The organism is Parafannyhessea umbonata, assembly GCF_900105025.1.
Classification (GTDB): domain Bacteria; phylum Actinomycetota; class Coriobacteriia; order Coriobacteriales; family Atopobiaceae; genus Parafannyhessea; species Parafannyhessea umbonata.
The window spans coordinates 455,648-478,939 of sequence record NZ_LT629759.1 but is presented as its reverse complement, the minus strand read 5'-3'; the positions used below and the strand labels follow the sequence as shown (position 1 = coordinate 478,939).

General features: G+C 62.6%; 19 protein-coding genes and 1 riboswitch. Of the genes, 1 reads left to right on the top strand and 18 read right to left on the bottom strand.

The features are described 5' to 3' along the window. Window positions 1-12: 12 nt before the first annotated feature. From BLT96_RS02190 to BLT96_RS02165, 6 genes are all read right to left on the bottom strand, one after another. Window positions 13-858, bottom strand: a complete 846-nt coding sequence (locus BLT96_RS02190; protein WP_419185596.1) for an ABC transporter ATP-binding protein — start codon at window positions 856-858, stop codon at window positions 13-15. Then, on the bottom strand, window positions 858-1,907 hold the full coding sequence (locus tag BLT96_RS02185; protein ID WP_090864116.1) for an ABC transporter substrate-binding protein: 1,050 nt from the start codon (window positions 1,905-1,907) through the stop codon (window positions 858-860). Before BLT96_RS02185 ends, BLT96_RS02190 begins: the two co-directional genes overlap by 1 nt. 86 nt (window positions 1,908-1,993) lie before the next feature. Continuing rightward, on the bottom strand, window positions 1,994-2,749 hold the full coding sequence (locus BLT96_RS02180) for an ABC transporter permease (protein ID WP_090864114.1): 756 nt from the start codon (window positions 2,747-2,749) through the stop codon (window positions 1,994-1,996). 183 nt (window positions 2,750-2,932) lie between these two features. After that, on the bottom strand, window positions 2,933-3,271 hold the full coding sequence (locus BLT96_RS02175) for a thiamine-binding protein (protein ID WP_090861422.1): 339 nt from the start codon (window positions 3,269-3,271) through the stop codon (window positions 2,933-2,935). A gap of 53 nt (window positions 3,272-3,324) precedes the next feature. Next, window positions 3,325-3,435, bottom strand: a riboswitch (TPP riboswitch). 48 nt (window positions 3,436-3,483) lie between these two features. After that, a complete protein-coding gene (locus BLT96_RS02170) occupies window positions 3,484-3,981 on the bottom strand; it encodes a Fic family protein (RefSeq protein ID WP_090861421.1) in 498 nt (165 codons plus the stop codon). A gap of 195 nt (window positions 3,982-4,176) precedes the next feature. Then, window positions 4,177-5,727 carry an ATP-binding cassette domain-containing protein gene (locus tag BLT96_RS02165; RefSeq protein WP_245719356.1) on the bottom strand — a complete coding sequence of 517 codons (1,551 nt, stop codon included), beginning with the start codon at window positions 5,725-5,727 and terminating at the stop codon, window positions 4,177-4,179. A 673-nt stretch (window positions 5,728-6,400) separates the two neighbouring features. On the opposite strand from BLT96_RS02165, the gene BLT96_RS02160 reads away from it, so the two are divergent. Continuing rightward, a complete protein-coding gene (locus BLT96_RS02160) occupies window positions 6,401-7,621 on the top strand; it encodes an MFS transporter (protein ID WP_157692110.1) in 1,221 nt (406 codons plus the stop codon). A gap of 86 nt (window positions 7,622-7,707) precedes the next feature. Here BLT96_RS02160 and BLT96_RS02155 read toward each other — a convergent pair whose 3' ends face one another. From BLT96_RS02155 to BLT96_RS02100, 12 genes are all read right to left on the bottom strand, one after another. Beyond that, window positions 7,708-8,934 carry a Fic family protein gene (locus BLT96_RS02155; RefSeq protein ID WP_090861418.1) on the bottom strand — a complete coding sequence of 409 codons (1,227 nt, stop codon included), beginning with the start codon at window positions 8,932-8,934 and terminating at the stop codon, window positions 7,708-7,710. 340 nt (window positions 8,935-9,274) lie between these two features. Further along, window positions 9,275-10,309, bottom strand: coding sequence for an acyltransferase (locus tag BLT96_RS02150; protein WP_090861417.1), 1,035 nt, complete (start codon window positions 10,307-10,309; stop codon window positions 9,275-9,277). A 33-nt stretch (window positions 10,310-10,342) separates the two neighbouring features. Beyond that, entirely contained in the window at window positions 10,343-11,269 is a 927-nt protein-coding gene (locus tag BLT96_RS02145) for a ribokinase (RefSeq protein ID WP_090861416.1), read from the bottom strand. Window positions 11,270-11,271: 2 nt separating this feature from the next. Beyond that, window positions 11,272-12,018 (bottom strand): type 1 glutamine amidotransferase, encoded by a 747-nt coding sequence (locus BLT96_RS02140; RefSeq protein WP_090864110.1) that lies wholly within the window; start codon window positions 12,016-12,018, stop codon window positions 11,272-11,274. Next, window positions 12,011-13,297 carry a MurT ligase domain-containing protein gene (locus BLT96_RS02135; RefSeq protein ID WP_245719302.1) on the bottom strand — a complete coding sequence of 429 codons (1,287 nt, stop codon included), beginning with the start codon at window positions 13,295-13,297 and terminating at the stop codon, window positions 12,011-12,013. Before BLT96_RS02135 ends, BLT96_RS02140 begins: the two co-directional genes overlap by 8 nt. A gap of 65 nt (window positions 13,298-13,362) precedes the next feature. Next, complete coding sequence (locus BLT96_RS02130; RefSeq protein ID WP_336433192.1) at window positions 13,363-14,046, bottom strand: Asp23/Gls24 family envelope stress response protein; 684 nt, start codon at window positions 14,044-14,046, stop codon at window positions 13,363-13,365. Window positions 14,047-14,110: 64 nt separating this feature from the next. Continuing rightward, complete coding sequence (locus tag BLT96_RS02125) at window positions 14,111-14,470, bottom strand: DUF2273 domain-containing protein (RefSeq protein WP_090861415.1); 360 nt, start codon at window positions 14,468-14,470, stop codon at window positions 14,111-14,113. A 3-nt stretch (window positions 14,471-14,473) separates the two neighbouring features. Then, complete coding sequence (amaP, locus tag BLT96_RS02120) at window positions 14,474-15,349, bottom strand: alkaline shock response membrane anchor protein AmaP (protein ID WP_090861414.1); 876 nt, start codon at window positions 15,347-15,349, stop codon at window positions 14,474-14,476. A gap of 273 nt (window positions 15,350-15,622) precedes the next feature. Beyond that, window positions 15,623-16,642: an acyltransferase gene (locus BLT96_RS02115; protein WP_090861413.1), complete on the bottom strand. Its 1,020-nt coding sequence runs from the start codon at window positions 16,640-16,642 to the stop codon at window positions 15,623-15,625. A gap of 130 nt (window positions 16,643-16,772) precedes the next feature. Next, window positions 16,773-19,391, bottom strand: a complete 2,619-nt coding sequence (locus BLT96_RS02110) for a GH25 family lysozyme (protein ID WP_172824966.1) — start codon at window positions 19,389-19,391, stop codon at window positions 16,773-16,775. A 229-nt stretch (window positions 19,392-19,620) separates the two neighbouring features. Further along, a complete protein-coding gene (locus tag BLT96_RS02105; RefSeq protein ID WP_157692108.1) occupies window positions 19,621-20,670 on the bottom strand; it encodes a hypothetical protein in 1,050 nt (349 codons plus the stop codon). Window positions 20,671-20,990: 320 nt separating this feature from the next. Further along, a complete protein-coding gene (locus BLT96_RS02100) occupies window positions 20,991-23,231 on the bottom strand; it encodes a C39 family peptidase (protein WP_090861410.1) in 2,241 nt (746 codons plus the stop codon). Window positions 23,232-23,292: the final 61 nt, after the last annotated feature.

Sequence of the window (23,292 nt, the reverse complement as noted above, 5' to 3'; positions counted from 1 at the left end):
TGGGGTGCGTGCTCAGCCCAAGAGGCCCAGCACTTCTCGCTTGCAGTCCAGAAACGCCGGGGTGAGGGCAAACTCCGCGGCGGAGGCGTCACCCGCGGGGCGCGGCACCGCCACCTCCGCCGCGATGGCGCTGGGCACGCCGGAGCGCGGGTCGCCGCGCAGCACGTAGATGCGGTCCGCCATGGTCACGGCCTCGTCCACGTCGTGCGTAATCGCAAGCGACGCCATGCCCAGCTCTCGCGACATGCCGCAGTACCAGCTGCGCATGTCCGCGCGCGTCAGTGCGTCAAGCGCGCTGAACGGCTCGTCCAGGAGCGTCACGTCGTTTCCCATTAGGTACGTGCGAAGGAAAGCCGCGCGCTGGCGCATGCCGCCGGAAAGCTCGCTCGGCCACATGCGCTCCGTGCCCGAGAGCCCAAAGCGCTCGAACAGCGGCTCCGCCTTCGCGCGGGCCTCGCGCGCCGGCGTGCCCGCGATCACCAGCGGCAGGCACACGTTGTCCAGAATCCGCTTGCTTGGCAGCAGCAGGTCCTTCTGCAGCATGTAGCTCACGCGCCCCGGACGGCCGGTCACGTCCTCCCCGTGCAGAAGCACGCGCCCCTCCAGCGGCTGGGTGAGGCCGGAAAGCGCGTGCAGGATGGTCGTCTTGCCGCAGCCGGAGCGGCCCACCAGACAGACCACCTCGCCGGCGCCCACCGCAAGGCAGACGTCCCGTGCCACCACGTGCTCGCCCTCGTCCCAGCTCAGAGTCAGGTGGCGCGCCTCCAGCGCCGGTGCGCCCCCAAGCGCGCCGGCCGCGTCCTTCTCGCCCGTAGGCGCCCCCTTTGCCGGGGCGCCGTTGCCCACAGCAGTGGTCACTATGCCTCCAGATAGTCCATGGTCCAGCCGGCATTCACGTCCAGCTTGTTCTCGACCAGGTTCTTGTCGTTCAGCCACTCGAAGTACGCGTCCCAGCGCGACTTGTCAATCACGCCCCAACTCTTCGCGTCTGCCTGGTACTGGTCTGCCAGGTACTTCGCGGATGCCTGCACCAGGTCGCCCGAAAGCTCCGGCGCGGCGTCCAGCAGGATGTCGCCCGCATCCTTCGGGTGCTTGATGGCATACTCGTAGCCGCGCTTCGCGGCGCGCACGAACGCCTTCACCACGTCGGGGTACTTCTTCGCGAAGTCGTCGTTCGCCGCGATGACCGGGGTGTAGAAGTCGAACACCTTGTCCATGTCCACGAAGCTGAAGTAGTTCACGTCGTAGTGCTGGACCTTTGCGTTCTGCACGGCCCAGCCCTCGTATACCCACACGCAGTCGAACATGTTGGCCTTCAGGCCCGCGACCTCGTCGTCCACTTCGTAGGGCACCATCTTCAGCTTGTCGAAGTCGCCGCCGTCGGACTCCATCACCTGCTTGATGGTGGCCTGCTCCACGGGCATGCTCCACGTGGCGTACGTGTGGCCCTCCATCTTCTTCGCAGAGGTGATGCCGTCGGCCTTGCGGCTCATGATGCCAGACGTGTTGTGCTGGATGATGGCGGCCACGGCCTCTATGGCCACGGGATTCTTCGAGCTCAGCGCGTTGGCGATGTAGTCCTGGTAGCTCACGCCCAACTGCGCCTGGCCAGAGCCGATCATGGCCTCTGCCGTGCCGTCCGCGGGCTGTACCACCTTGACCGTGAGGCCCTCGTCCTTGAAGTAGCCCTTCGCCTGCGCCACGTAGATGCCCGTGTGGTTGGTGTTGGGGGTGTAGTCCAGGCAGAACGTGATCTTGCGCGCGGACTTCGGCGCGGACTTCGCGCTCGAGTCCTCCCCCGCGCTCGCGGACGCGTCGCCCGAGGCGCCCTTGTACGCGCCGCAGCCGGCAAGCGTCGCCGCTGCGGCAAGCGCGCCGGCGCCCTTGATGAAGTTGCGACGGCTCATGTCGCGCTCGAACGCCGCCTTGTGCTCCGCAAACGTGTATGGGCGAGAAGCGCCGCGCATCTGGTTGGCACGCTGCTTGTAAGACATCAGTCTTCCTTCCTTTCGGCACGCTTCCAGGGCATCGCGATGCGCTGGAGCCAGTCGACCAGCCCCATGAGGGCCAGCGACAGAACAGAGATCAGTATGATGACCGCGAACATGCGGTCGTATGCAAACGACTTGCGGACGCGCGTCATGTAGACGCCCAGCCCGCTGAACCCGCCGAGCCACTCCGCGATGACCGCGCCCACGATGGCATAGGTGGCGCTTATGCGCAGCCCACTGAAGAACTGGTCGAGCGCGGCCGGCATCTTCACCTTCCAGAAGATCTGCCAGCGCGAGGCCCGCATGGTGCGCATGAGGTCTATCAGGTCCGGGTCGACGGAGCGAAATCCCCCCACCAGGCTCACCGTGATGGGAAAGAACGTGGAGATGACCACCAGCACCACCTTCGGCGCAAGGCCGTAGCCAAACCACAGCACCAAAAGCGGCGCGATGGCCACGGTCGGGATGGTCTGGCTCACCGTGACGATGGGGTCGAGCGCCAGGCTCACGGTCTGGAAGCGGTCCATCAAAACCGCGACCACAAAGCCCACGCCCGTGCCGATGACCAGGCCGAGCGCGGCCTCCGTCAACGTCGCCGCGGAGTGCATCGCCAGAAGCGACGCGTCGGCCACCAGCGCGTACACCACCTGCACGGGGCTGGGCAGCAGGAAGTTGGGCACGATGCCAAACGCCACCACCGCCTGCCACAGCGCAAGGATGCACGCCACCGTCAGCGTGGGTACCGCGACCCTGCGCATGCGAGCGCGCCGCTCCCGGCGCTCGCGGACACGGGCACGCCCGCCTTCCGCCACGCCTTCCTGCAAAGGAGCGCCGTCCTTCTCGCCCGTGGGCGTCCCCGTAGCCACAGGCTGGGGCTTGCTTGCAGGCGTCTTGGGCCGGGCGCAGGCCTGCGCCGTGGGCTCGCCGGAGTCGGGCTGCACCTACGCCACCTCGGGCTTCGCGTGCGAGAACTCGCTGTCGGTGGGGTGGTACTTGCCGATCTTATGGTCGGTCGACATCACGTCGCCGTCGGGGCGGTAGTCGATCTTCGCGTACGTCATCATGTGGCGACAGCCGGCCTTCGCGGCCACGAGCTGGCAGTTCTTCAGGCACTCCATGCAGGCGTCGTAGTCGCCCTCGATCGCGGTCTCGAACGGGCCGACGAAGTAGTCCAGCCCCGTCGAGTCGATGTAGGCGATCACCTGGTCGACCGCGGAGCAGGTCTCGTCGTCGGTCGTGGCGTCCATGGGCAGAAACTGAATCGCGACGGAACAGTTCATGCGCCCTCCCTTCCGGGCGCCAAAAAAGGCACCCACGTATCCGTAGGTGCCCGAACATGCGGTGCTCTGGTCCCTACGCCGGCATTACCCGGATCAGGTTATTGGGTCAGGGCCGCGTTGGGCCCATTCTCAGCCGGCGTGCGCCAGCTCCCCTGTCGTTTAGCTATGGTAGCACTCATCACCCTCGGCCGCGACACCACGTCGCGTCATCATCACGGCTCGTGGCGCTCGGGAAAACGGCGGGTGTCGCGCAGCACGCGCATGAACTCCTTCGCCATCGGCATATACGTGGCCTCGGTAATGATGAACGGCGCGATGCCCGCCCTCAGGCATTCCTTAAACATCACGAGTCTTCCCACACGACCGTTTCCGTCGGAAAACGGGTGTATTCGCTCCAACTCCCTATGGAAGCGAACGATGTCCTCAAACTGGCGCACGGACTTGCCCTCGTAGGAATCAATGAGGTCGCCCACCAGGTGGGGGACGTCCTCCGGCGAGGCAGTCTCGACGTCAGAGACGGCTCCTCCTATAACGTTGGAGAACTTCTTGAACTCCCCAACAGACATGACAGGATTCGCGGCATCCGCGGTGCCGCTCTTTAGAATGCGATGCATTGCGCGCAGATAGTCTGGGCTCAAAGGCTCGCCCCAGGTATCCAGAACATGGTCGAACGCACGAAAGCGGTTTCGCGCCTCCACGATGTCGTCCACCGCCGCAGTGCCCGAGAACGTTGCCCTGTCAAAATCTGAACCGTCTGGTCATGCGTCAGGGTCGAGCCCTCGATACGATTCATGCGAGCACACCAGCAATTTACAACTTATACAAGTCTATCGGAACACGTAAGGTGGCCGTCTTCCTACGCGAGAAGAACAGCCGTCCCGGCCGCTAGGGCATGCCAACCGCACCTACCTAACGCGCAGCACGGCGTCGCCCTCCCCCGTGCGCTCAATCTCCCAGCGGGTGCTCGTCGTCGCGTCCAGCAGCGCCGCGTCGTGCGACACAAGCAGCAGTGCACCCGGAAATCCCGCGAGCAGCTCTTGGAGCGCCTGTGTGGAGTGCAGGTCCAGGTGGTTCGTGGGCTCGTCCATCACGATGAGCGCCGGCTTGTCCAGCATGCCAAGCGCGAGCATCAGTTTGCGCAGCTCACCGGGGCTCGGCTCCCCGCCCTCGAGCAGGCGCGCCGGGTCGGAGTTCAGTCGCGCCACGATGCCGAGCACGAAGCCACGCTCGTCTGGCAAGAGCGCGCCCAGCCGTACAAGCGCGCTGCGGCGCTCCGCCTCCGTAGGCTCCTGCGGCACGTAGCAGCACGGCACATCGGGGCCGAGGCGCTCCATCACTTGGCGCACGAGCGTCGTCTTTCCGCTGCCGTTTGCGCCCACAAGGGCCGTGTGCTCCGTGTTGCCAATGGTCAGTGCGGGCACGCGCAACACGGGACCCGTCTCGCCGGTCGCCGCGCAATCTTCCCGAGCGCCGGCAGCATACGCGCCGGCAGATGCACCACCGTCAAGCGGGAGCGCACCCGCCGCAGCACGAAACAGCACCTTGCGCGCACTGGGTTGCACGTCCATCCACACGCTGCCGTCGTAGCGCCGCTCCACAAACGTCGCCTCGGCCGCGCGCTCCGCGCGCTCCAGGCGCGCCGCCGCCACGGCGCGGGACCGACCTGCGACCCCGTCCTTGCCCGTGACCACGGCGCGCCCGATCTTCTCGCGCGTGTCATGGTCCCGGGGGTCCACGCCGCGAAGGCTCCGGCGCGCCGCGGACTGCTCCGCCCGCTGGCGGCGGCGTTCCGCCTCTCGACGTATGCGCGCAGCCTCCGTCCGTGCGACGTCGCGGGCATGGGAGGCCTCTGCTCGCTCGCGCTCCTCTTGCGCTGCACCCTCGCTCCACGTGCCCGGACGTATGACGGCGCTACGCGGCCCCATGAACAGGCAGCGCCGGCACAGAGCGTCCAGCAGCTCGCGGTCGTGAGAGATCAGAAGGCCGATGCCGTGAAACTCCGCAAGTGCGCCCATGATCGCACGGCGCGTGGGCGCGTCCACGTGGTTGGTAGGCTCGTCCATCACCAGCAGGTCAGGGTGCTCCCACAGCGCCACGGCCACCTGAAGGCGCTTGTGCTGGCCGCCGGAAAGCTCGTCAAAGCGCCACGGCCAGTCGTCCTGCACGCCCAGGCGCGCACGCAGGCGCACGGCGTCCGAGGCGTAGTCGCACGCGAACTCAGCCAGGCGCGCAGGCGCCATGTTCGCGTCCTGCTCGCACATCGCGCACACCAGGCCATGCGTGAGCGTGCCCTCGCTTGGAGCAAGCTGACTGCACACCACGCGCGCGAGCGTGGTCTTGCCGCAGCCGTTGTCGCCCACGATGCCACACCACCCCGGCGTGAGCGCAAGGGTAATGCCAGAGAGCACGGGCTCGGCCGCGCCAGGGTACGTATAGCCAATGTTGGTGAGATTCATCTGCAAGGTAGGCCTCCTCACGAGGCCGACCGCCGGGCGCAGGCGCAACGCCCCCCGCCCAACGCGGGCGAGAAGGACGTGCATTCCAAGGAGAGCGGCTGTGCGCGATGCGCGGCACCCAGCGGACCGGCGTTGCCAATCCAATACGTGTTTGGGCGCCCGATGCGGGCATCGCTAGATGAGCAAGCTCTTCTCCCCTCCTGACCGGCGCTTGCCAAAGGCGCCGGCAACTTCACGAGCGAGGCGATTCTATCACAAGGCCACGGCCGCGAACGTCCTTTGTTTCTGTTGGCGACCTGATTGGCAGAAGCGCCCTTCATCTCAAACGGCCAGATTTGGGGCTGTTTGAGATTTCGGAAACGACCAAATTTGGCTGTTTGCGACGTCTCAAACGGCCAAAAATGGCGATTTGCGAAAATTTACCGTTCGACCGCCTGATCAGGCACCCCAAAAGATGCGCCCACCAGGGGCTTGCCGGCTGCACCGGCAGCGCCGTCGTGGCGATTTCCCTCCGGGCGGACGTTCGCGCGCCCCTGGGCTATAATCGCAACCGTCAATGAGCTGCCCCGCGGCGTAAGTCCAATTGATGGCCACGCCGCCCAGCCTTGACGCCCACGCACGTTGCGCACGGTCCCTGCTGGACGGTCACTTCGATTCGTCTGGAGGGATTTTCTTGCACAACTCTGCAAATTCGCCAACCGCCGCGCCCACCAAGACAGGCGCCGCGCCCGCACGGCTCTGGACGCGCGACCTCGTCCTCATCATCCTCGTGAACCTGTGCGTGTTCACCAACCACATAATGAGCCTCTCCACCTTCCCGTTCTACATCAAGAGCCTAGGCGGCACGGAGGCGGCCGCCGGCATGTGCGCCGCGGCGTTTTCCCTGGTCGCAGTGGTCATAAGGCCGTTTGTTGGTTGGTGGCTGGACAACGGTGTAAGACGGGCCGCTCTCGTGGCAGGTCTCGTGCTCATGGGGCTGGCGCCCTTGGGCTACGTGTTCGTACCCGTGCTCAGCGCGGCCATCGCGATCCGCATGCTGCACGGCGTGGGGCTCTCGTTCTCTAACTCGACCACCGCGACCGTGGCGTCAGACGTGATCTGCCGCCCGCGCTTTGCGGAGGGCATGGGATACTTTGGCATGGCGACGGCGCTGGCGTCCGCCATCGCGCCTGCCCTGGGCCTTTCGCTCATGGAGGGCCTGGGGTTCAAGGCGCTCTATGCCACGGCAGCCGCGATCGCCGCAGTTGGCCTCGTGCTCTTCTCGCTCGTGCGGGCACCCCGGCCGAACGTCCCCAAGAAGCGCCTTGACCTGCGCACCATCATCAACCAAGACTCGCTGCCCGCCACGGTCACCATGCTCGTGTTCATGTTCACGTTTGGCGCGCTAGAGAACTTCGTCGCGATCTTCGCGGCACAGAGGTCGCTGCCGTCCGGCTCGATCTACTTCCTGGTGATGTCCGCGATGCTGCTTCTGGTGCGCGTCACGCTGGGCAAGCTTGTGGACCAGCGCGGCGAGGCGTTCTTTGTCTACACGTGCAACGCCGCCATGCTCGTGGCGTTTCTGCTGCTGGCGCTGGCGCCCAACGTCGTGACGTACGTGGCCTCCGCCATGCTTGCCGGCTACGCGTTTGGCGGGCTCGAGCCGTCGCTGCAGTCCATGGCGGTGCACACCGCAACGAGCCAGACGCGCGGCTCGGCAAACTCCACGTTCCTGTGCGGGTACGACATCGGCTACGGCCTGGGCGGCGGCGTCGCGGGCGCGCTCATCACGGGCACGGGATACTCCGCCATGTGGTCCATCATGTCGCTTGCCTGCGTCGCGAGCGTCGTCGTCTACGTCGCGTGGGCGAGAAAATCCGACACGTCGTTCTCGAAGGCGCTCTCTGGCAGGTAGCTGGCAGGTAGTTGTCGGGCGCAGGCGGTCGCGGCCGCAGGTAGTTTGCCGCCAGTCGTCGCAATCGACCGGCTGGCGGCATCGCGTCATCCCTCGAGTAGTCGCCTGCCGTCCGCGCTCAGCTCGAAGCGCAAGGGACGGCCACCAACTTGGCTCACCAGGCCCTTCTCCACCAGAGACCCAAGGTGTTTCCGCGTGGACTGGCGTCCCATGCGCATATACGCCGTCGCCTCATCCAACTGGATGGCTGGGAACGCAGCGAAGAGGTCGTGCTGAACCAGGAGATACATAAGCTCACTCTCCCTCTCGGTCAGGCCGAGGTCCGCGACCGCACGGCCCAAGAGGTCGTTGCACTTGTCAAGCCTCTGGCTCTTCTCCCCCAGGTCCGCGATCAGGCGGTCTTGGGCACCCGAAACGTACTCGAGCATCTGGATCACGAACGGTGTGAGCTCGCCGTGGTTCATGGGAGCCTCTGCGTCCTGGAAGGCCTTGTAGTAGGGGCTCCTGTTTTCCGCAATCTCACGCGAAAGGGAAAGCGAGGTGAGCGCCGAAAGGGGCTCGCTCAGGTACAGCGCGAGCAGATAGCGGCCAGTCCGCCCGTTCCCATCGTAGAACGGGTGGATGTACTCGAACATGAAGTGCGAGGCGAAGGCAGAGTACAGCTGCGGCACATCCGGCGAGGCCGTGAACGCAAGCATGTTGCCAAGACCCGCCACAATCTCGGCCTCGGTCTGGGCGCCCTCGTGGATCGGGTTTCCCCTCTTGCCGATGACCTCCACGCCGGACCGCCTGAAGAGTCTGCCGTCCGGCGCGTTCTTGTCAAGGTCCTCCCCCGCCATGACTTGGTCGTATATCGCACGAATGTCCTCGGGGGATCCCGGCGGCATGGCGTTGCCGCCCGAGAGCCCCAGGTACAGCTTCGCGAGCTCGCGAAACCTCTTCTGGCCCACGTGCTCGGACGCGGGCGACGACTCCAGAAGCTCGTTTATCTGCTTGCGCGTGCTACGGATACCCTCCAAGTCGTTTGTGCCCACGACCTCGTCAATAACGAGGCTGCGCACCAGCGCGCCGCGCGCGATTGGGGGGATGGCCGTCTGCAGGCTTTGCACGACGCGCTCCTTGCGAAGCACCTGCTCGCTGAGGACGGAGAGCTCGTGCGGAAGCGCGATGAAGAGCTCGCCCGTGGCAGTGTGCATTCCCGTCCTGAACGTGGAATCCGCGCCCAAGCGCTCCGCGGCCAGGCGCTCGTTGTTGGCAAACCTGTCGCTGCTCGCATCCATGTAGAACAGCTTCATGAGCGATTTGTATGCCATATCGCGCCTCCTAAAGCATAGATATTGCCCTAAACTATAACTTAGGAATTTTCGTCTGCATTCTTATTTGTACAAATCGGCATTTTTTACAAATATGAGAAGAGCGCTGACTCCGTATTTAACGTTTTCCTAGCCAAATGCAAACACGGAGCCAGCGCCCCGAGAATCACCCATTCTAGATCTCCCGAAAAGCTCGTTCCTCAAATAGCGAACGGTTCGTTCCCTAAATTACGAACAATTGATTCCCTAAAAAACGAGATTGACGTACCTCAAACCCCAAACCACGGCGCTCAGGCATGGTGGCGTCACGGCAACCATAGCCGCACGCGGAGTGCCAACCCTAGATCTTGTCCCTAAACCCCGGCAGCAGCCTCAGCGCGCGGGTAAGCGCGACGGATCCCAACACGCCCACCACAAAGATGCCCGCCTGCAGTGCGGGGACGGAAAGCGCCTGGTAGTCTAAAAACCAAACAGCCAGGTGGCCAAAGAGCGGGTGCATCAGGTAGATGCCAAAGCTGTCCCTCGCAAGCGCACGGGCCACGGGATGGCGCTCCATCGGCACGTCGAGCATCCTGCGCAGCAGCAGGAACACGAGCAGCGCGTACGGCATGACAACGCCATACTGGGGAAGCGACAGCACGCCCGCAAGGGAGCCCACGGACAGCGCGTTTGGCAGGCACGCGAGCACGAGCGACGCAAGGCCGGCCGCCACGACGCGCCAGTCAAGCTCAAGGTAGTTGTAGGCATAGTAGCCCGCGAGGTAGTACGCGACGGACGCGTCCAGCGTCACAAAGCGGTACAGCCTCACGCCCAGCACAAGGTTCGCCGCAGGCACCAGCGCAAGCAGCGCCCACGCCAAGAGCACGGCAAGCTCAAGCTCGCGACGGCTGGCATCCCGCGCAAACGGCCGCAGCACGGGCGTGAGCAGGTACAGCCCGATGAGCGCGTACAGGTACCACAGGTGGTCCCAGGACCTCCCCTCCAGAAGGTGCATGAGGGACGCCCCCACCATGGGCGGCGTCAGCGCATACGTACCCGCAGGGCCAGGGTTCTTAGCGACGGTCTCCATCAGACAGAACGCAAACCCAACCGTCAGCAGGACGAACGCCATCCGCCAGATGTAGCGTCCCACCTTGCGAAGGGGCATTTCTCGCCCAGGGTCCAGTATCAGTGCGCCGGACATCATGAAGAACACCGGCACCGCCCAGCGGGCAAGCGGAATCTGCACGATGCCCTCGACCCAAAAAAGCGTCGGATGCGCGGCGGCAAGCCCGGGCGCCAGCTCAGTCGCGCGCATCGCGTGCAATGCGACGATGGCGAGGGCCCCCAAGGCCCTCGCCCACTCAAACCAGTCGATTGTCCGCCTGCCCGTCAAGCCAAGACCGTCGCGTCCGCGCGAGAAGGGCGGCTACTCGCCCTTGTAGGCCTTCATGAACTTCTCCACCTCCGCGAACGTGGGCATCGCGGCCTGCGCGCCCACCTTCGTCACGCAGAGGGCCGCGGCGGCGGAGGCGTACACCATGCTCTCCTGGATGTCGCCGCCAAAGCAGAGGTGGGCCGCCAGCTCGCCCACGTACGCGTCGCCCGCGCCCGTGGTGTCCACGGTCTCGACGGAGAAGCATGGCACTTTGACCATCTTGTCGTCCACCAGCGTGACCGATCCGCGACGGCCAAGCGTGATGACGGTGTGCTCCACGCCGCGACGCTCGAAGAAGCGCAGCGCCTTCTCGCGCGAGGCGTCGTCCATGCAGCTGATGCCGCTCAGGAACTCGCACTCGCCCTCGTTGATGCACAGGACGTCCAGCGCCTGGTACACCTCCTCCGGGATGCTGCGCGCCGGCGTCGCGTTCAGGATGGTGAACAGCCCATTGCGCTTAGCGCACAGGATGGACTGCATCGTGGCCTCGAGATCGCAGCCCAGCTGGCACAAGAAGACGTTGTCCTTGCCCGCAAGGCCGTGGATGGCGGCGCGCACCTCCTTGTACGTGATGGTGGCGTTCGCGCCCGGGTCGTACACGGCGCGGTTGTCACCCTCGCCGCGCATCACCAGGCCGATTCCCGTGTGCTCGTCCGCAGAGAGGCTCACGTTCGAGCAGATCACGCCGTGCCGCGCGAGCGACGCCATGAGCTCGCGGCCATAGGCGTCGTCTCCCACCTTGCCCACCATGAACGTGTCCGCGCCCATCCTGGAGCACATCACGGCCTGGTTTCCGCCCATGCCGCCGGGCGTGGTCAGGAAGTCGCTGCCCACGGCGGTCTCTCCCCTGTGCGGAATGGCGCGACACTTAACGGACATGTCCATGCTCAAGCTACCGAAGACGATGACCTTCTCCATGCTCACTCCTCTACCTCGCCCGCCATCAGGCGGTCGTACATTACCTTGTTGGCCGCAAGCTCCTCCGCGTCGTCCAGGGGCTCCAGCTCACCACTACCATACTTCCTCTGCAGTGCGCGCGCTATCAGGTAATCCGCGACGCCCGGGTTCTTGGGCAGGAGCGGCCCGTGCACGTACGTGCCCACGACGTTCTTGTACAGGCAGCCCTCGTAGCCGGACTCGCCGTCGTTCCCGTGGCCGTACAGCACCTTGCCCATCGGCTCCACGCCCGGCCCCAGGTGCGTGCGGCCGCCGTGGTTCTCGTAACCCACGATGGGCTGCGGGCTAATGCGGCTCTCCACCGCGATGTTGCCTATCAGCCGGGGCTCGCCCCGGTCCGTGTACAGGTCCACGAGCTCGAGCCCCGGGACCTTCTCGTCCCCCATGAGGTAGCTCTCGCCCAGCAGCTGGTAGCCTCCGCAGACGGCGCCCAGCACGCCGCCGTCCTCCACGTACGCCTTCAGCTCCGCCTGCTCCGCCAGAAGTTTGTCGCACACGATCTTCTGCTCGCGGTCCGAGCCTCCGCCAATGAAGACGATGTCCACGCCCGAGAAGGACGGGCGGTCGTCCACGTGGACCTCCATCACCTGCGGCTCTATGCCGCGCCAGGCCATGCGGCTCTTGAGGACGAGTATGTTTCCCGAGTCGCCGTACAGGTTCAAGAGCTCCGGGTACAGGTGGGCGATTCGCAGGGTCCTGCCGCTAGTCATGACGCTCACCCATCCTCTCGAGCTCGGCCTTCGCCGGCCAGAGCGCGCTGTAGTTCGTGAGCACGTACAGCGGGCACGCCAGCCCCATGTCGCTTACGCGGCCCAGCGCGTCGCCCACGCTGCCCGCGATGTCAGCCTTGATGCCGGCGTACTTCAGGCGCACCTGCACGTCGTTCGCGCGGTGCCCGCCGCAGACCACGCGGATGTGCTCCGCAGCCAGCCGCTCGAAGTCAACGTCCCAGATCCAGCTGATGTCCTTGCCGTCGTTGAAGTCGTCGTTTATCACGAAGTACGCCGCCTTCTCGCGGTCGTCCGCAAGCAGGAGCGATATGTTCTGGTTGAAGCCGGTGGGGTTCTTCGCAAGGTTCAGCACCACCTCGCGACCGCCCACCTCAAAGTGCTGCAGGCGCCCGTTTTCCGGGTGGTAGCCATCGAGCGTCCGCTGGAACTGCTCGCCCGTCACGCCCGCAAGAGATGCCGCGGCAAACGCGGCCAGCAGGTTGTACGCCATGTACACGCCGCCAAAGCCCGCCCTCAGGTGGACCTTGCCGTCCAGCCCTAGGCCCTCGACGTCAAACGACACGCCGGTGCGGTCAACGCGCACGCCCGTCGCCCTGAAGTCAAGCTCCGGGCGCTCGAAGTCGCCGTTCGGGCAGCGGAACTTGCCCAGCTGCGCGTACGAGCGCCACTCGTACTCAAGCTCGGCGCCGCACACCTGGCAGAAGCGCGCCTCCGGCACGCGGTCCGCCGGCAGGTGCAGGTCCTCGTCCACGCCAAACGCGAGCACCTTGGTGCCCGCCTGCGCCGCGCGCCGCGCCACGCCCATGCTCAGCGGGTCGTCGCCGCACACAAGCAGCGTCGTCTCCGGGGACGACCCCAGCGCCCGCACGATCGTGTCCTGCACGTGGTCGATCTCTCCCGCACGGTCCAGCTGGTCGCGAAACAGGTTCAGCAGCACCAGGTAGCGCGGGTGCAGGTTCGGCAGTATGTGCACCGTGGAAAGCTCGTCCGCCTCCATCACGGCCCAGTCCGCACGCTTCCCGGGGAGAAGTGCAGACGTCACGCCCGCAGCCATGTTCGCGCCCGCGCGGTTGCACAGCACGGTGCTGCCGGCAGCCTCGATGGAGGACGCCAGCACGTTGTTCGTGGTGGTCTTGCCGTTCGTACCGCATACCACGATGGCGCCCTTGCGCAGCTTGTGCGAGAGCTCGCCCATCAGGCTGGAGTCGATGCCCAGGGCTATGCGTCCCGGCAGCTGCGACGCGCTGCGATGAAGCACGCTGCTCAGCCCCCAGTGGACCAGTCGTCCCGCACCTACCGCAATGGCCGACCTTGCCCCCACGGCTACTCCGCCGCCCCGTCGCCGGCCTCGGTCGCGGCCTCGGCGGCCTCCGCCAGGGCCTTGTCCTCGGCGACCTTCTCGGCCTTGTTGCGAGCGGCAACCTCGTCGGCCGTCAGCACGTCCTCGATGCGCAGGTTCACGCCCGCGACGGAAAGCCCCGTCATGCCCGTGACGTTCTTCACGACGGCCTTCTTCACGTCCTCGAACACCTGCGGGGCATACGCGCCGTACTCAATAAGCACGCTGATGTTCACGCGCACGGACGCGTCCGGCGTCACCTCGACGCTCACGCCCTTGCGCGAGTCGCTCACGCCAATCACGTCCTGCACGCGGTTGAGCCAGCCGCCCTTCATGCCAATGACGCCCGGCACGTCGTGCATCGCGATGGCCACGATCTTCTCGATCACGCCGTTGCTGAACGTGAGCGAGTCCTCGCCGTCCAGGTCCTCCTCCGCGGCGGCCTCCGCCTGCTCCTGGGCGGCGTCCTGGCTCGCCTCCACGCTCGCCACGATGGTCTCGGGCTCCTCGCCGGCATCCGGTGCCGCCGCAGAGCCGTCGTCTGCGGCCGTGGCATCCGCGGCCGCAGCGTCCGCAGTCGCGTCGTCGATCGTCTCGTAGTCGGCCACGGCGGCGTCCTCCACAGGCTTCGCCTCGCCAAACTTCCTGGAATTCCTCTTGTTGGACATTGCCCTCTCCTCTTGGACGGGTCGTTCCGTATCGGTCGCCGGCGCGCGCCGGCCATGGTCTTCGCTACTCGCCGCCGTTGCCAAAGAACTTGCGGACGGCCTTCACCACGGTCGGGTTACCGTCCAGGTACTGCCCAATGGCCACGCCCACAAGCACGCACAGCAGCACGAAGAGCGTCCGCAGGAAGCCGATGGCAAACACCAGCACCGCAACGATCAGGCCGCAGATGCCGCCAAACACGGCGTTCTCGTGGCCGGGAAAGTTGCCCGAAAGCCATGCCGCGGTCGCCTCGCGCGCATGCGAGAAGGGATTGCCCCCCTTGCCGCTGGCCCCGCCGTTGGCGGCACCGGCGTCCGCTGCCGCCCCCTTGGAACGCTCGTCCTTCTCGCCCTCTATCGTGAGCCTTGGCTTGGTGTCCGTCATGCCCTACTCCTCCCCCGTGGTCTCGCTGTCCTTGCCGGCATAGCGGGCCATGGGAACCGTTATCTCGGATCCCTCGACTTCTGGCGCGTCGTCGTTTGGTTTCGCATCATCCGCGACGGAGGCCGATGCCGATGCCGTCGGTGCCTCGTCGGACGCCGTATCCACGTCATCGCCCTCGGCCGTCGGATCCTTGGCTTTCGCGTCTTCCGCCGGCACATCCGCCGCGGCCGTCGCGACCTCGGCAGAGTCGTCATCGCTCGAATCGGCCGCCGCGGTCACGACCGGGCGGTCCACGATGCTCGAGGGGCCGGCAGCAAGGTCGCTCGCAGAGAACGCGTAGTCACCGGCATGAGCCGAGGTCGGCGCGTACTCCGCGGCGTTAAGGAACTCTAGGTCAACGCTGTCCACGTTGTCGCCGCACACGGTCGTGAGCCCCGCGACCAGACGGTCGTGCAGGTCCCTGCCCGCCGCCACGGTGTCCACCGTCATCTGCGGCTGGACGCGGGCGGCCACGCGGACGTGCCCGCGCTTCTTGGCCCAGACGCTCACGCGCTTTGCGGTGTAGGTTCCGTCTTCCTCGATAACGTGCGTCGCCTGCGACGCAATGGCGTCGCGCGTCACGGTGATCTGGTCGCCGCCCTCCTTCGCCACGATGATGGTCTTGCGGTTGCGCTTGAAGATGGACCTCAGCAGGCAGATCAGACAGCCCAGGGCCGTCACCAGCACCAGCGCCTCCACGGCGATGTAGTACTCGTCAACCCCCAAAAGCGCCGTGGCCTCGCTGGTCCACGGGCCAAACCATGGCAGGACCAGAGCCGCAAGGGCCAGAAGTCCGGCCAGGCCAAACACAAACAGGCAGAGCCGCTTGAAGAATCCCATAAGACACCTTCCGCACGTACGCCACCCGGCCAATCGAGTCGCTTCCTAGTAGGATACCCCAATGCGACGCGCGCAAGCCAACCCCGTTGTGGCGCGACGGCTATCGAAGTCTCGTCCTCGTACACTCAGAATTCCTAATGCCACCCTGCATGTCCTGCAGCAAACCACTTTGTATAAACTTACATACAATCCTTTTGTAAATCGTCAGTCACATTCGAAAGTTGTCGGTCCTCTGCTGGTTTAGTTTTTGATTACGACAAAGTGCTGGACTGATTAGCTCTCAGCGGATGAGCTCAGACCATTTTGGATGTGACTAACCAGATTCTGCAAAGGTTTAATCACCAGATATTCTGCAACTATCGAAACGATAAGCGACGCCACTAAAACCGAAGCGGTAAGCGCTATGTGAGCGAGAGGCCTGGTTGTCATCAGTAAAAAATCAGGCATGTGAGGAAGCAGCATTATGTGACACATATAGATATCAAAGGAGTACTTGGAAATGACCGATATAAAGCGATTTGGCTTAAGCCTTTCCCCCATCTGGCGAAGACAAAGAAACAGAGCTCCTCCAGCAAGAAAATAGAAAGGTGTATTATCATCCGCGGGATGATGAGGCAATCCACCCATAATAAGCAGAGTTGACACTGCGACGCAGGCGCAAAAAATAGCCCACGGAACAGCAGGGTGTTTTATCTTTATATGTCCAATAGAAGGACCGAGAAGGAAAACGACGAAGAACATGCTCGTTGGCCACGACCAACCGAAACCTATACCAAGATAGAAGCCAACTAGATTGAGCGCAGAAAAAACCAAGAATAGTGCGGAAAAGAAGCGACAAGCATCCCGTTTCATCCGTTCAAACGAATTTGCAAAGAAAGGCGCTACAAGAATCATGGCAAAGATTGCCATGACGAACCAAAAAATACTGTCTGAGTAACTGGAAAAAGAGTTGGTCAAGAACTGCTTTGCAATTGTTACAAAGTCGGCGCCTGGCAGCCCCACCATATCGACAACGGTATTAATAAACATGAATACAAGTGTGGGCAGGAGGATTGAGCGAAGCTTTCGTAAAGCGTAGTCCAAGTAGCGTGACTCGTAGTCTGCATGAATATTCAAAAGTCCACTCAGGATAAAGAACAGGACATTGCAAGGGAATAATGCTGCTTGAAACAGAGTGTTGTAAAAATGAGCAGCTGATGTTTCCGCCCTGCCCGGAATACAATGAACCGCGACGACCATGATAATCGCGATGGCTCTAATAAAATCATAGGCATATATATGACGCCTTCCCATTTTTCTCCTTTTCCAAAAGCCTATCTCGGCCTTGAATCAATCTCGATGGCCAAGTTAACGCGACGTGCCTCTAGCATCCCGAATGTCTGACATGAATATCATACATATAGTGAGAAACGCATCACGGGAGCTACTGAAGCGCAACCCAAGAGTTCCGAGAGCCGTAGAAAAGGTCTAAGTCGAGGTCTCCCTCGTATCCGCTGACCCTTCCGGTGGCGGAATACTGGAAGACGAGGGGCTTTGCCCAAGCGCCAAATGAATAGCTATCTGTCCACGGGTTCGATTGATATCCCGTAGTGTTGTTGCTTGCATACTGGGCAACCCATAATGGATAGCTAGTGGCAACAGAGCCCCAGTCGTACATTCTTGTGGTGCTCTTGCTCATGTATATGAGGGGCTTCGCTTCCATAAGCTCTGCAATCCTATCCAGGAACCTCTTGCACCACTGCACGTCAAAGCCGGTGCCAAAGAGTTTGTTCTCCTGCTCCTCCCAATCGAGAGCCACCACGGCTCTTCCCTTGTAGGCTTTGATGGCATCGTAGAAGTACTCGGCCTCCTTCACTGGATCCCCACCCTCGGCGTAGTGATAGAAGCCGAGGAGCTTCCCACTTGCAAGTATCTTGTCTGCCCAGGCGGCGTAATCGTATCCCTTTGAGGGAAGCTGATTCTTGTACCAGGTGCCCTGCGTCGCCTTGACGAATACGAAGTCCGCCGACACGCCAGCTACATCGATTCCGGCTTGGTGAGAAGCGATGTCGATTCCGTTCAAAAGATCCTGGTAGGCAAAGGGCTTGACCGTAGAGCCCGGTGCTGATGAGCTCTTCAGCTTGACGACGACCTGAATCGCCTCTATGGAATCCGAGCTGATTTCCGTACCGGCATCACAACCATTTCTCGTCCAGCCAAGCCATCCGATGTTAGAGACGTGTACGCAGTACCACACATCGCAATACTTTGCTGCAGCACCTGTCAGCGAGAGGCGAACAGCCTTTAGCGCAGAGCCCGACACGCCGGCATCGACTCCATCCGATACGACATCGGACCAGTCTGTGCCATCCGTCGATACCTGGTAATTGATGCCGCCATAGGAAGAGGGAGAGGAGAGCTGTGCACGGAGTCGACCGATAGAGAGCGACTTTCCCGTTGTGCCAGAGACTTCAGCGTCCTTGACCGTAGCCTGCCAGTCACCCCCGACAGAGCTCGTCGCATAGGTAATTTCCGGTGCGTAGATGGATGGGTAGGAAGCCTTCTCGTCTTCGCCAGACGGTGCAGGCGAGCCCTTCTTCACAAGCTTCATCTGGACCGCCTCGACGCGCCTTCCGAGCCCTACGGTACCAGCTGTCTCACCATTTTTCGCCCAAGCCATCCAGCCAATGTCCGAAACATGCACCCTGTAGTACACGTCATAGCTCGAAGCGACATCTCCGGTAAGCTGGACTTCCAGCGCCTCCATCCTCAGGCCTTGGCCTTCGGTACCAGCAATGGAACCGTCGTTCTCCCAGCTCTGCCATCCTATGTTCTGGACATGCGCCCTGTATTGAATTCCCCCACTGACGCCCGCGACACTCACCCTCAGCGCCTCGAGCCTCAGGGACCGTCCTTGAGTCCCGGCCATGTTTCCGTCATTGGTCTCCGCCTGCCAACCAACGCTTTGGACATGAGTTTGGTACCGAATGGTCGGGCTCGAATACGTTCTATTGGCGAACTTCGAATATGCAGCGCCATCCCCCGTGGGAATCGCCTGCCCGTGCTTAACCAGGAGAACCTGAACCGCCTCGACGCGAAGACCCATGCCGGTCGTTCCCGACGTCGCGCCATTCTTCGACCAGGAGGTCCAGCCGACGTTCTGCACGTGGGTGCGATAGTAGACGTCGTAGTTGGCTGACGCGGCACCCGTCAGCTCGATCTGCAACGCCTCTACGCGAAGCCCCCTGCCCGTCGTGCCGCAATCTTCGCCGTCCGCATGCCAGCCCTGCCAGCCTATGTTCTGGACGTGAGCACGGTATCGTATGCCGCCACTCACACCTGCCACCCCAAGCGAGAGCGCCTCGACCCTCAACCCACGGCTGGTGGTACCTGCGGTCTCTCCGTCCGAGACGTACGACTGCCAACCTATATTCTGTACATGCGCACGATAGCTAACCGACGCCGTCACAGCACTCGACGCAGACGGCCTAGCAGCGGGCAGTCCCGCGCTCGTCGAAGAATCTTCGGAATCCGCCGCGTTCTCCCGATTGGCCTCCGTAGCGCCTCCAGCGTTATCGGAACCAACGTAGGCCGCCTTGTCCTGCCCAGAGAGGAACATGGCAAGCTCGTTCCCCTCGCCCCTCTTCACGAAGACAACCTCGAGGTCGTCTACCACCGTACCGTCCGTCTCGCACCCGGCGACCTCCCCGTCCGCGCACCACCCAAGCCATCCGCTGCCTGCGACGTGCACCCTATAGGCAATCGCATACTCACTCACGTCATCCGAGGCAAGCCTCAGGCGCACGCACTGCATCGGCACTTTTCCGTCAGACACCTGCTCCTGCTCGGAGTCGCCCTTCGTCCAGTCGGACCAGTTCGAGTCTCCAGCCTTGACGCTTACCTCTATCTTGTCGCGATCTTCCCCGCCAAGCTCAACGTACGAGAAGGATGTACCGTCCGGCTCGGCAGCATCGTCTCCAACCGCAGCCAATTCCGAAGCGCTCGCTACGGTTGCAACCTTCCGCCACCCCAGCTCTTCGTTCGCCGCATCGGTAGCCGGCACGCCCTTCCCCAACTTGAAGGTGATGTCCGCAGCGTCGTGCGCGGAAGCAGAAGGCGTCTCCTCGCCGTAGGCGCTAACGGCGCACAAAACGCATGCCATCGCCAACAAAGTAGATACCAACGTCGCAATCGAAAGCGATTCTAAACGTCCTCTTGCCATGCCCCGCATGAAGCGTCCCCCTTCGCGTCCAAGACGTCAATGCGGCCACACGCTCGGGCCGTTGCGGACGTCAGTCGAGTTTTCCCACATGATACCGTGCTGCTTTGTTTCCGTCGGTCTCCGGCACCATGACAACATCACCGTCCTGCGAAATCGACGGCCTCGAATAGCCCTTCGCAGTTCCTAGGTACAACGTCTTCCCGTCCGACCAGCGATACGCGTACATCCCGGCATTTTCGCCCTGGGATCCGCTCCCCCACACGAACCATCTGTCGTTCATCGAGGCGACTACACTTCCCGAGGGTATCGCAAGCCAGACGACTGGCTTATCGAAGTCACCGGACCAGAGCCCCACATACGTCTGGCTAGACGCGCTCGCGGGTGAGAAGGACACGGCCCTGTAGTTGCCGGACGCCCACACACCCGTCACGCCCCACTGATCAGAGCCGCTCTTTACAGTAAACCTCGTCTTCGCGGCGGTCAGTGAGCCGTTTCTCGCACTGCGCACCTTCGCATAGTGGCCGTCAGACACCCTAGACGTCGCGAACAAGACACCGCCAGAGACCGCGGCAGGAAAGCTCCCCTCTCCCAGTCCCTGCACCTCTCCACCGTTCACGGGCATCGCAATAACGTCACACTCCCACGAGGAGTCGCCAGACAGCACGTTGGACGCGAAGAACGCGTAGTCGTCGTTTGCCGTAGGGACAACCTCGCCAACGATGCCTGGCGTATCCTTGCGGCCGTTGATGCCCTCCGCACTCGCAAGTACGCGCACCTCGTTGTCCTTCGCGCTCCAGCGACTGATCTGCCAGTCATCCACCCCAAACGCGTTCGAGTCGTTCACGCGCGCAGAACGCCAGACGACCTGCTTGGAATTGCCCGTACCGTCCTGGGGCTCAAAGTATCCGTCTCCAGAGACAGCGGAGGCACTACCCAGTCTCTTGGTACCAGAAGTGCCAATCAGCGCAGGCGTGTAGGAAAGGAGGTTGTCTGGGTCGTCCGTAAACGAGCCAAACACGGTGGAGCCATCTATCGGGAACGACCCAATCTCGCGGTAGTCGCCACCGAACGTCCATTCGTCGGCAAGCGATGCCTTTGCCTCACCCTCCTTCACCTTCACGATTGGCGCGTTCGAACTCACCCCCGTCAGGCTGAACGGGAGCCCGTTCCCCGCAGGCCCTCCCGACGAGTTGCCATCATCGGTTTTGGGACTTACCGTCTCGACCTCGGCCTCACCCTTGGAACCCGATTCCTTCGGCTCCCCATTTGTCCTTGTCCAAAGCACGAATAGCACGATGCCCAGCAGCGCCAGAACCAACAGGGATAGCCCGATTACGATGGCTGCTTTTCTCGCGCCAAGCTTCCCTGCAGACGAGGAACCGTTCGCAACGCCTTCTGCCCCAGTCTCTCGCCTGAAGTGATTCGCCATGTTCTATCGCCTTACCTCGAGGTGTAGATGCCGATGTGCTGCCTGCCGTCGCGGATGTACTCCTGTGCCAGGTAGGTGTTCGTGAACGTACGCAGGCTGGGATACCAGAAATGAGGTGACGCGCCTGCGTAGAGCGAGCAAGCCGGGTCTGCGAAGTAGACCTGATCCGTTGCCTCGTTGTATCCGTCGACCACCATGATGTGCGAGAAGGTCGTGTTTCCGTGCCCGTTGAAGTGAGGGCCGCCCCTACGCTCCTGCTCGTCCACGCACGTCGCATATCCCGTCGAATACGACTTCAAGACCGAGGACCTCACCGTGGCATAGCTTGGCGTGTGATATGTGGTGTACACATTCCTTCCAAGCCAGTCATTCATTCCCTTCTCGAACATGCGGTCGGCAAAGCTCGTGTAGCCGTACGACCTCGTGCGCATGTACGAGGCAACGTTCTCTATAGATAGCGGCGTCCCAGAATTTGAACGCCATGCGCCAACGTTGCTGAGGACCATGTAGCCGGACGTCGGGCCGCAGAAGAAGCCGTTTGGTTGGCCCACGGCATTGATGTTGTGGAAGTACACTCGCCTCACAGGCTGCGTCACATACGGGCTCGACGTCGACCCAGGCGCATCGGAACCCTTGGCGAGCACCTGCACCTCTATCGCCTCGACCCTGTATTCAATGCCCGTGGAGCCAGCGATTGCGCCGTCGCATGTCCAGCCAAGCCATCCGTACTCTTGCACATAGGCGCGGTACCAGACGTCATAGTATTTGGCCATGTCGCCCGTCAGCCAGACCTTGAGAGCCTCGACGCGCTTGGAAGAGCCAACAGTACCAGAAACCACACCATCCGATACGGAATCCGTCCAGCCCTTGTCCTGAACGTGTGTGCAATAGCTAATGCCGCCCGTGATTCCTTCGGCCTTCACGTTTGCCTCGAACGCCTCGACGCGGAGGCTCCTACCCGTTGTTCCGCTCAGACTTCCGTTAGACTGCCAATCCTGCCAGCCGATGTTCTGGACGTGAGTGCGGTAGCTGACGTCAGCGGCGCCAAACGTGGCCAATGGCCATTGGCCATCGTTCTTGGGTGCATCAGCATTCTTCGCGCGAAGCTCCACCTGTATAGCCTCAACGCGCTTTGAAAGTCCAGTCGTACCTGCAGCCCCATCGTCCTTGGTCCACGCGAGCCAGCCGTAGTCCTTAATGTGGACACGATACCAGACGTCGTACTTCTCCGAAATGGAGCCAGATAGCCGAATCTTGATTGCCTCAACGCGAAGGCCCTCGCCCGTGGTACCCGCATTTGCGCCGTCCGAAACATACGGTTGCCAACCAACATTCTGCACATGCGCCGCATACTCGATATGACTGTCACCGGCATCAGGGCACATGGTCCCGCAAAGTTCGAGGTTGAAAGCCTCTAGCCTTTTCTGCTGACCCACAACACCCATCTGTGCGCCATCCCTGACGGCTCGCATCCATCCGTAGTCCTGAACGTGCGCGGCGCCCGAGACAGAAGCCTCAGGCTTCTTAACCAGCTCAACCTCGACGGCCTCAATCCGAAGCGACTTGCCCTCCGTACCAGCAACATCGCCGTCATAAACCCAATCGGTCCAACCCTCGTTCTGCACATGAACCTTATAACGAACGTCATACTCCTTGGCAGCGTCACCCGTAAGTCGGATGCACAGCGCCTCGATACGTAGGCTTTCGCCAGAGGTGCCCGCAATCTCTCCGTCCTTGAACCACTTTTGCCAGCCAACGTTTTGGACGTGGGCGCAATACTCGATGGAGCCCGATAAGGCACTCTTCAGCCGGAGCTGGAACGCCTCGACGCGTAGAGACTTGCCCGTCGTACCAGCTAGGCCCCCGTCCCTGGTCCAGTCTTGCCAGCCGATGCTCTGGACATGGGCCCTGTAGTTTACAAGCCCCTCGTTCTGGATATCGCCTGAGGAACTGGGCTGGCCAGACTCTGACGCTGACTCGCCTGTGGAGATGGACTCGCCAGAACTCGTAGACCGTGACTCGTCTATGCCCTCGGCAACCATGTCCTCTGCAGGGGAGGCCACACCCTTCTCGCTCGTACTTACAGGAGATGTCGCAGAGCTAGGGCTATCGTCATCGGAAGGGCCGTTTGTCATCGAACTTGAGTCTGCAGTACCTTGCGTCGTGGTAGAATCCGCCGCGAATGCCGAGATCTGGCCCAAGCTGAGCACCAGAAGTGCTCCGCAGGCAACGATTGCCAAGTGCCTTTTCATGTGGTGCTCCTCATATCCATGCTGGTAAAGGCTACGAGCGAGGGCGCACGTTTATTGCACC